Origin of the sequence: Methanocrinis sp., from assembly GCF_049974945.1 — an archaeon.
In the GTDB taxonomy this organism is placed as follows: domain Archaea; phylum Halobacteriota; class Methanosarcinia; order Methanotrichales; family Methanotrichaceae; genus Methanocrinis.
On sequence record NZ_JBNGCU010000136.1, the window covers coordinates 1 to 3,673 of the forward strand.

At 57.7% G+C, this 3,673-nt stretch carries 4 protein-coding genes; 3 read left to right on the top strand and 1 reads right to left on the bottom strand.

What is annotated here, in order from left to right; translation table 11 throughout:
* Positions 1-324, top strand: a 324-nt coding sequence (locus tag ACP5EL_RS09660; protein ID WP_428402301.1) for a DUF1699 family protein, incomplete at its 5' end; no start/stop codon positions are given.
* A gap of 97 nt (positions 325-421) precedes the next feature.
* Here ACP5EL_RS09660 and ACP5EL_RS09665 read toward each other — a convergent pair.
* Positions 422-883 carry a Mut7-C RNAse domain-containing protein gene (locus ACP5EL_RS09665; protein WP_428402302.1) on the bottom strand — a complete coding sequence of 154 codons (462 nt, stop codon included), beginning with the start codon at positions 881-883 and terminating at the stop codon, positions 422-424.
* A 55-nt stretch (positions 884-938) separates the two neighbouring features.
* On the opposite strand from ACP5EL_RS09665, the gene rqcH reads away from it, so the two are divergent.
* Complete coding sequence (gene rqcH / locus ACP5EL_RS09670; protein WP_428402303.1) at positions 939-2,903, top strand: ribosome rescue protein RqcH; 1,965 nt, start codon at positions 939-941, stop codon at positions 2,901-2,903.
* A gap of 498 nt (positions 2,904-3,401) precedes the next feature.
* The gene (locus ACP5EL_RS09675; RefSeq protein WP_428402304.1) at positions 3,402-3,671 is read left to right on the top strand and encodes a hypothetical protein; all 270 of its coding nucleotides are present in this window, start codon (positions 3,402-3,404) and stop codon (positions 3,669-3,671) included.
* Positions 3,672-3,673 lie beyond the last annotated feature (2 nt).

The window sequence follows — 3,673 nt, forward strand, 5'->3', positions numbered from 1 at the left end:
TCGAACGTCGACTTCCTCGACCTGATGAGGAGCTGCCCGAGGCTCCGGGCCGTCCAGGTTCCGCCCTCCTACCACAAGACCATGTCCAAGGCGATCAAGCTCTTCCTGGAGATGCAGGGGATCGACCTTTTGGAGGGCGACGTCTGGGGTCACAGGAAGGACATCGACGAGTACTATGTGGTGGACGAAGAGGCGATCGAGGAGATCGGAAACCTCATCAAAGAAGGCGATAGCATCGAGGAGACAACCGCTGCGATCCAGAGAAAGACGAGGCTCGCCCCCGACCTGATCAAGTACATCGCCAAGTCCAAGATCACCGCCTGATAGTCCAGGCGGACCTTGGACCAAACCATCTATTATTCGATTATATTAATTATATAAATTTGTATTAGTTATATCAATCTTCGAAGGTATCCTCTTCTCAACTGTCCCGCCTCTTTAGTCTATCTCTGATCCCCCTCCAGTGGGACCCCCGCCAGTAGAGCTTGCCGCAACTCTCGCACCTCCAGAGGGCCGGTCCCCCCTCCGGGCGGCGGGGGTCGTCGCAGCTCTCTGATTCCACCACCTCTTGGAGGAGACCGTTGCAGAGGGTGCACCTCACCGGCTCCGGCTCCAGGAAAATTCCCGCATCCTCGATCTCAGAGAGCTGCTCATCGAGGTCCGAGGAGCTTATGAGGATGCATCTGGCCTCTGCCTTCTCGCATCTTTTTGCCAGGAGCTTATCCCTGGTGAGGAGCGTCCTCCCCTCGGCCAGGGCGATCTCGATCAGGTCTGAGTCGTCGGCCCCCTCTGGGGGGTTGGAGACGTCGTGGCCCGCCATCCTCATCCAGCGAGCGAGCCTCATCAGCATCAGGTCTGCTATATAACGACGGTCTTTCACCATCCTTTGAGGGGACGTCCGCAACTATTTATCTGTCGATCGCCCTGGTCCGCCCATTATGAAGAAGGCGATGAGCAACGTGGACGTGGCGGCGGTCGCCGAGGAGCTGCGAGAGAAGCTGGTGGGCGGTTTCGTCGGCAAAGCCTACCAGCTCGCCCCGGACAGGGTGGTGATCTCCTTCCAGTCCCCCGGCCAGGGAAAGCTCGACCTCCTCATCGAGGCCGGGAGGCGAATTCACCTAACAGAGAAGCCCCGGGAGGCTCCCAAGATGCCACCCCAGTTTCCGACGATGCTCCGAAGCCGGCTCACTGGCGGCCGGGTGGCGGAGGTCCGTCAGCACGGCTTCGATCGGGTGGCAGAGATCGAGATCGAGCGAGGGGACGATTCTTACGTCCTCATCGCCGAGATCTTCCCCAAAGGGAACGTACTCCTCCTCGACGACTACGGGAGGATTGTTCTGCCCCTCCGGCCTCTCGCCTTCCGGGACAGAAGGCTTCTCGCCGGCGAGAAGTACCAGTATCGTGAAGCTCAGCTCGATCCGAGGACTGTCTCGAGAAACGACCTCGCCTTCCTCCTCGCCGCCTCAGAGTCCGACCTGGTCAGGACTCTGGTCCGGGGTCTGAACATGGGCGGGACCTATGCCGAGGAGGTCTGTCTCAGGGCGGGGCTGGAGAAGACGACCCCGGCTCATTCCCTCTCCGGCGAGGAGATCGACCGGGTCCATCGGGCTCTGGGAGAGATCTTCGGCCTCGTCCAGATCGAACCCCACTTCGTCCTCGATCATGGGAATCTCGTCGACGTCGTCCCCGCGCCCCTGGAGGTCTACGGCGACCTCGAGCGTCGGGACTTTGAGAGCTTCAGCCGGGCCCTGGATGAGTACTTCTCCTCCGAAGAGGAGATGGGGCCGAAGCCCAAGACGAGTCTGGAGCGGAGAAGGGAGATGCAGGAGCGGTCGATCCGGGAGTTTCGGGATAAGGAGAGAAAGTTCGCCGCCCTGGGAGAGAAGATCTACGAGCGGTATGGAGAGGTCGACTCCATCCTCAGCGCCATATCCGGGGCCCTCGATAAGGGGTATACCTACTCTGAGATCCTGGCGAAGATCAAGACCTCGGGCCTTCCGATCGCAGATAAGATCCTATCCCTCGACTACCAGGGCGAGCTTTGCCTCCGGCTCGACGAAGCCCCCGGCGAGGCCGGGGTTGAGGGCGATTCTGGGGGGGCTGAGCTGGAGCTGAACGCCAACCTCACCGTTCCCCAGAACGCCCAGCGCTACTACGACCGGGCCAAAGAGCAGGCGAAGAAGAGGGAGGGGGCAGAGAAGGCCCTGGAGGAGACGATCAGGATCATCGGGAGGAGGGCCGCTCCCGAGAAGATCAAGACCAGGAAGGTCACCAGGCGCCGAAAGCCGAGGTGGTACGAGCGTTTCCGGTGGTTTGAGTCCTCCGACGGCTTCCTAGTCATCGGAGGAAGGGACGCGAGCGGAAACGAGGAGATTTACTCCAAGTATCTCGAGAAGCGGGACCTCGCCCTTCACACCGACGTTCCTGGAGCGCCTCTCACCGTCGTCAAGACGATGGGCGAGGAGGTTCCCGAGTCGACCCTCCGGGAGGCGGCGGAGTTCGCGGTCAGCTACTCCAGCATCTGGAAGGCGGGGCTCTTTGAGGGGGACTGCTATCTCGTTAATGCAGAGCAGGTGACCAAGACCCCGGAGCCGGGCGAGTTCATCAAGAAGGGCGCCTTCGTGATCCGGGGCGAGCGGCGGTACTATCGGGACGTCCCCGTCGGCATCGCCATCGGCATCGCCGAAGATCGGCTAATCGGCGGTCCGGTCTCGGCGACGAAGCCGAGGGCCGACCCCGTCGTCGAGATCGAGCCGGGCGAGTTGAGCCCCGAGGACCTGGCCAAGAGGATCTATCGGACCTTCGCCGAGAGGGAGGAGGACAGAAGGCACCTCAAGGCCGTCGCCTCCATCGATCGGATAGTGAGCTTTCTGCCGCCTGGAGGGTCGAGGGTGAAGGGGTGATCTCCGCTCAGGAGAGTTAGAAAGCCGTCTATCCAATCTATATTTCGGGCTTTGAGATTTTAAAACCAATAAAACTCTTTTTTCCTTCTTTTAACCGATTAAATCAGTTTTATAGCTATAAAATGTCATATTGTGAGTAATACTTATATTCAACTCGTTTTAGTCGGCTAAAATAAATAAAAATTCTATAAATATGAAAATGAAACAAATATAATCGTATATACATGATAAAAACTCCGATCAAAAGATTTATCTCCATTGAATTGCAGTCAGTCCAATTGGAATAGGTTCAATCTCGATTCAAATTGCGATTGAATCATTTAAGGGAGATATATGTCTTATTTCGACTAATGTCCATAGTCGCCTCAGAACAGCGGTAGAATAAGATCTCTGGCTGGCATATTGATGTGAGAAATCTTCATATCCCAGATTACAGGATAAGAAGATGATTAACAGCCATATTAGGGCATAAAAGCTGAAAAGAAAGCAGCTTTGGGGTTGAAACAGGAAAAGACGACGTTGACATGGCATGACCTTATGCTCACCCTGGGGTCGGTGATGGGCGCGTTTGCCCTCCTCCCCCAGGTCTGGAGCGGCTTTGCGAACCAGAGCGGCGCGATCGAGCCCCTGACCGCGATGATGAACGTAGGCATAATGGTGGCGGTGGGGGTCACCTACTACGACCTGGGCCTCCGGAGGTCTGCGGCGGCGATCATGGCCCTGGGCGCCCTATGGGGCCTCCTCCTCTACCAGAACGCGATCTATTGAGG